This window comes from Mesorhizobium sp. M2A.F.Ca.ET.039.01.1.1 (genome assembly GCF_003998035.1).
GTDB lineage: Bacteria > Pseudomonadota > Alphaproteobacteria > Rhizobiales > Rhizobiaceae > Mesorhizobium.
Window position 1 is genome coordinate 1 of sequence record NZ_RZRY01000483.1, and the last position, 4871, is coordinate 4871.

Here is a 4871-nt window from a genome sequence, read left to right on the forward strand (position 1 = left end):
CGCGGCAAGCGCGCCCGACACCTTCACCACCACCATGGGCAAGGAGAACCGCAAGAAGCGCATCTTCATCGACTTCCACCGCAACGCCCGCGGCCACACCTCCGCCGCTCCCTATTCGCTGCGCGCCCGCACCAACCTGCCGGCCTCGACGCCGGTGAGCTGGACAGACCTCGAGACCATCGACGCGCCGGAGGACCTGAACTACGCCTCGCTGCCGGGCCTGCTGGAGACCTCGGGCGATCCCTGGGCTGAGATCGATGAGGCGGCGCGGGATTTGCCGGTGGTGGAACGCTAGTTCCTCGCCCCCACGGAGTGGGGGAGAGGTGGCCGCGTAGCGGCCGGAGAGGGGGCCGCGCCGGCTTGAGAGGGCAGCGCAAGCGCTAGGATTTCGTCATCCTAGGGCGGAGCAAGGAGCGAAGCGACGCGCGCAGACCCTAGGATCCATGCCGTGACATTGGCCTTAGGCGCGTCCAGAAGAATAGCCACCAGAACCAGCGGCAATTAGAATCGCTCGATGACAGGTTACGTGTATATGACCGCGAGCCAGAAAGGCGGCACGATCTACATCGGTGTCACCAACGACCTCGCGCGTCGGATGCCCGAGCACAAGAACGGCCAAGGCTCGCGTTTCACCAGCCGCTACGGCGTGCAACGTCTAGTCTGGTACGAGGAATACTTCAATATCGCCGATGCCATACAGCGCGAGAAATCGCTCAAGCGCTGGCCACGAAAATGGAAGATCGAACTGATCGAGAAGACCAATCCAGAATGGTCCGAGCTCTTTCGCGGGGCGGGCTGGTAAGCGATCTGCACCGTCGCGGCGCTCGCATGTCACGGCATGGATCCTAGGGTCTGCGCGCGTCGCTTCGCTCCTTGCTTCGCCCTAGGATGACGAAGCTTCGGGGCTTCGGCTAATCTCCAGCGTCTCAATCCACTCCATCGACGCTTCCTACAATTTGAACTATCCTCCGCGCCAACCGGCCTCAGAAAACACTTCGCTAGGAATTCGGCAGTACCATCACGGGTCGGTGTAGGATTTCCGCAGCCTCAATCGTCCTACGGACGAAGCGCTGCAAGAGCATGATCGCGACAGGACCATGCTCCAACATAGTGTCAGTGCATGGCCGCGTAGGAGTTCATCATGGCGCCCAGGGCAAGTTGGAAAGGTTACCTCAAGCTCAGCCTCGTCAGCTGTCCGGTCCGGCTTTACCCGGCCACCAGCGCGAGCGAGCGCATCTCGTTCAATCAGCTGCATAAGAAGACGCACAACCGCATCAACATGAAGCCGGTAGATCCCGAGCTTGGCCTGGTCGAGCGGTCGGATCTGGTGCGGGGCTACGAATATGAGGACAAGCAGTACATCATCATCGACGACGCCGATCTCGACGCGGTCCGGATCGAATCCAATCACACGATGAACATCGAGGCCTTCGTCGATGAGGGCGAGGTCGATGTCATTTACCAGGACTCGCCCTATTATCTCGCGCCCGACGGCGCCATGGCGGAAGAAACCTTCGCGGTGCTGCGCGAAGCCATGCGCAAATCCGGCAAGCTGGCGATTGCGCGGCTGGTCCTCTCCAGCCGCGAGCGCGTGGTGACCATCGGCGCGCGCAAGAACGGCATGTTCGTCTGTACCTTGAGGAACCCCAACGAAGTGCGCGGCACGGCTGAATATTTCGGCAACATCCCGGCCGGCAAGCCGGATCCGGAAATGCTGGAGCTTGCCATGGCGCTGATCAAGCAGAAGCAAACCCACTTCGATCCGAAGAACTATGAGGATCGCTACGAGGTGGCGCTGATGGCGATGATCCGCGAGAAGCTGAAGGGCCACAAGCCGATCATTGCGGCGGCGCCCGAGCGCGGCAATGTCATCAACCTCATGGATGCGCTGAAGGCCAGCCTGTCGCAGCAGGCCAAGCCCCCGGCCAAGTCGAAGAGCAAGGCCGAGGAAGCGCCCGCAAAGCCCGCCAGTAAGACGGCTGCCGGCGGTGCACCTGAGAACCCGCTGAAGGCGAACCTGTTGAAGGCCGTCGGCAAGAGCAAGAAGTGACGGGAGGGCCGGTGATCGTTCCAGGCGCCGTCTTCGGCGTCGTCGGCGCGCTGGCCGCCTTTCCGCTGCGGCTCGCCGCGCGCGAGGTCGAGCGCCGCCATGCGGAGCTGAGGCGCGGCGTCACCCGCCGCACCACTCATGTCGTGTTCGGTCGCGCGCTTCTGGCCAAGGCGAAATCCGGCGACGCCGAGATCGAGCGCCGCGCCAAGGCCGAACGCGAAGCTGGCCGGCAACTCATCAGCGAGAACGGTTTCCTGCGCCTGCTCGGCCTGATGAAGGCGCCCGACGCCTCGTCGCTGTCCCGGCAATCGCTGATCGACCAGTCGCGGCTTGCGGGCGGCGATCTCGACATGCTCTCGCTGTTCGACGCTTTCGAGCATGACGGCGAGCCTTATTCCTTCCGCGACCTGATCCTGGCTCGCAAATATGCCGGGCTGATCGCCAGCGGCGCCACCTGGGGCGCGATCGCGCGATCGGTGCACCGTTCCGGCCCGGTCGCATCGCTCACGGCAAAATCGCTCAATCTCGGCTCGCAGCACGGCCGACGGGACGCGATTTATCTCGAGGATGGGACGAGCGAGCTCGACGGCCAGTTGCTGTTCGACCTCGGCTCGCCGGAAGACGACACGCTGGAAGAGCTCTTCACCGAGGCCGAGATGGCGGAAGAAGAAGAGCGCCATGACGATGCGGCCGCGCTCTACCAGCGCTGCCTGGCGATCGACCCGAAGGACGCCATCGCCGCCTTCAACCGCGCCAACTGCCTGCGCGGCGCCGGCCGGATCGCCGAAGCGGCGCATGACTATGCCCGGGCGATCAAGCTCGACCCCGGTTTCGTCGAAGCCTGGTTCAACCTCGCCGGGCTGATGAGCGACGGGGGCAAGGTGGCGTCGGCAAGGCGGCACCTGCAGAAGGCGATCGCCCTCGACAAGACCTATGCCGACCCGGTGTTCAACCTGGCGCGGCTGGAGTTCGACGCGGGCGATCTGACGGAGGCGCGGCGGCTGTGGGTGCGCTATCTGGAGCTGGACTCGGAGTCCGAATGGGCGCGGACTGCGCAGAAGGGAATCCAGTTCGTGGATTTGCACATGGCGCGCACGGCGGGGTAGCGCTTCTTCCTTCTCCCCCTGTGGGGTCCGAAGGACGGGGCGAGACCCGTGGCTCGCCCCCGGGCGGTGGATCGGCGCGCAGCGCCGAGACGGATGAGGGGTGTTGGAAGGAATGAGGCGCTGGTGACCTTGTCGCAAGTAAGGATATTGGCGGACGTATCCGCCAAGCTGGAGCACCCCTCATCCGTCCGAGCTTCGCTCGGCCACCTTCTCCCACAAGGGGAGAAGGCGAGGTTGGCGCATCCATGACCCACTTCCTCTTCGACGGCTTCGACACTGCTCCCGTCACCATCCTGCTCGCCCATGGCGCCGGCGCGTCGATGGACTCGCCTTCGATGACCGCCACCGCCAAGGCGCTCGCGGCGGCCGGCTTCCAGGTCGCGCGCTTCGAGTTCCACTATATGGCCGCGCGCCGCTATGGCCACCGCAAGCCGCCGCCGCGCGCCGAGACGGTCAACCCGGAATATGTGAAGGCGATCGCCGATCTGCGCGCCAAAGGCGTGACCGGCAAGCTGATCATCGGCGGCAAGTCGATGGGCGGCCGCGTCGCCTCGATGGTCGCCGACGAGATGTTTGAAAAAGGCGAAATCGTTGGTCTCGCCTGCCTCGGCTACCCGTTCCATCCGCCAGGCAAGCCGGAGCAGTTGCGGACAAAGCATCTCCTTGACCTGAAGACGCCGGCACTGATCTTCCAAGGCACGCGCGATGAGTTCGGCGCCAAGGAGGAGGTCGCGACCTACGGCCTTTCCTCGGCGATAGAGATGATTTGGCTGGAGGACGGCGACCACGATCTGAAGCCGCGCAAGGCGATCTCGGGTTTTTCGACTGCGGATCATTTGAAGACGGTGGCGGAGACAATGGTGGCTAAGTTCGCGCAGCCCTCGGCTTCGTCATCCTAGGGCGAAGCAAGGAGCGAAGCGACGCGCGCAGACCCTAGGATCCATGCCGTTACATACGAGCGCTGCGACGGGGCAAAATTCTTCTCCGCCGCGTTCCACGGCGAAGGTCACGGCATGGATCCTCGGGTCAAGCCCGAGGATGACGAGGCGCGAAGCGGCGGCATCCAAACATGAAACTCGCCACCTTCAACATCAACAACATCAACAGCCGGTTGGAAAACCTGCTCGCCTGGCTCGCGCGGGCAAAACCCGATGTCGTCTGCCTGCAGGAGCTGAAATCCCGCGACACGCAGTTCCCGCTGACCCGGCTTGCCAATGCCGGCTATGGCGCGGTGTGGAAGGGCGAGCCGACCTGGAACGGCGTCGCTATCCTAGCGCGCGGCGCCGAGCCCGTGCTGACGCGCGACGCGCTGCCCGGCGACGATGCCGACCGCCAGGCCCGCTACATCGAGGCCGCGGTCGACGGCGTCGTCATCGCCTGCCTCTACGCGCCGAACGGCAACCCGCGGCCGGGCCCGAAATTCGACTACAAGCTCGCCTGGCACCAGCGCTTCGCCGCGCATGCGACCGATCTCCTCGATACCGGCCTGCCGGTGGCGCTTGCCGGCGATTTCAACATCGTGCCCGAACCGCGCGACATCTATGAGACACGCTCTTATGACGACAACGCGCTGGTGCAGCCTGAAAGCCGCGCCGCCTTCGCGGCACTGATCGAGCAGGGCTGGACGGACGCGCTGCGCAAGGTTTTTCCCAGGGAAGAAAAACTCTACACCTTCTGGGATTACCGCCGGAACCGCTGGCCGCGCGATGCCGGAT

5 protein-coding genes and 1 pseudogene are annotated in these 4871 nt (G+C 64.3%); all 6 read left to right on the forward strand.

Features of this window, described 5'->3' with window-relative positions; all coding sequences use genetic code 11:
• Positions 1–295, forward strand: a pseudogene (locus EOA24_RS27400) (ATP-dependent DNA ligase); the annotation flags it as partial.
• A 219-nt stretch (positions 296–514) separates the two neighbouring features.
• On the forward strand, positions 515–802 hold the full coding sequence (locus EOA24_RS27405) for a GIY-YIG nuclease family protein (RefSeq protein WP_126083305.1): 288 nt from the start codon (positions 515–517) through the stop codon (positions 800–802).
• Positions 803–1141: 339 nt separating this feature from the next.
• The gene (locus EOA24_RS27410; RefSeq protein WP_126083304.1) at positions 1142–2050 is read left to right on the forward strand and encodes a Ku protein; all 909 of its coding nucleotides are present in this window, start codon (positions 1142–1144) and stop codon (positions 2048–2050) included.
• Between the two features lie 11 nt (positions 2051–2061).
• Positions 2062–3156 carry a tetratricopeptide repeat protein gene (locus EOA24_RS27415; RefSeq protein WP_126083303.1) on the forward strand — a complete coding sequence of 365 codons (1095 nt, stop codon included), beginning with the start codon at positions 2062–2064 and terminating at the stop codon, positions 3154–3156.
• Positions 3157–3401: 245 nt separating this feature from the next.
• The gene (locus EOA24_RS27420) at positions 3402–4055 is read left to right on the forward strand and encodes an alpha/beta fold hydrolase (protein ID WP_126083302.1); all 654 of its coding nucleotides are present in this window, start codon (positions 3402–3404) and stop codon (positions 4053–4055) included.
• 170 nt (positions 4056–4225) lie between these two features.
• On the forward strand, positions 4226–4871 hold a 646-nt coding region (locus EOA24_RS27425; protein ID WP_127410263.1), incomplete at its 3' end, for an exodeoxyribonuclease III.